A 622-nucleotide genomic window follows, 5' to 3' on the forward strand; every position below is an offset into this window, starting at 1 on the left:
ATTCCAGTTCCATTGTCACGTATTCTTAAAATACCAATATTGTTATCAATATCTCGTTTTTTTGGTAAGTCAATCCAAATACTAGGAGAGTTAATTACAATACCTTGCAAGACAGCATTTTTAAAAGAATCGATTGAATTATCAATTAATTCACATAATGCATCTAAAGGTTTCATTGGAGTGTGTGTAAGTGCAATTAAAACTTTTGGATCTGGTGTAAAATCAATATAAAAGGTTTCTTCTTTTGCCATGTTTATGCTCCTAGAAATTCTCTGGGTATTGTATTAATTATTTCTTGTGCAACAGCTTGTATTACTGGAACTGCAACCGAATTTCCAAACTGATGATACATTTGTGTTCTAGAAACAGGAACCTTAAAATCTAATGGGAATCCTTGAATTGCCTTACATTCATTTGCAGTTAATAATCTAAGGCCAGTATCGCCACCACGTACAAAAGTACCAGTTATTCTTTGTATCTTATGATAAGAAGCACAAAGAGTTTTTACAGGGAAATCAGAGTTTTCATCAACAATTTCAGGGTGTCCATCATCCTTCTTAAAAATATATGATTCTTGCAAATGTTTTGAAATCGAAGGAGCAGTTGCATTTGTTTCAATAAA

Annotated in this window: 2 protein-coding genes; both read right to left on the reverse strand. The window is 32.2% G+C overall.

Features of this window, described 5'->3' with window-relative positions; genetic code table 11:
* Positions 1–251: hypothetical protein (locus MSI_RS13600; RefSeq protein WP_039925184.1), on the reverse strand; the 251-nt coding region annotated here is incomplete at its 3' end.
* A 2-nt stretch (positions 252–253) separates the two neighbouring features.
* Positions 254–622 (reverse strand): DNA cytosine methyltransferase (locus MSI_RS13605; RefSeq protein ID WP_039925186.1); only part of this gene is annotated, 369 nt, incomplete at its 5' end.

The sequence above is a fragment of the Treponema sp. JC4 genome, assembly GCF_000260795.1.
Taxonomy (GTDB): Bacteria; Spirochaetota; Spirochaetia; order Treponematales; family Treponemataceae; genus Treponema_D.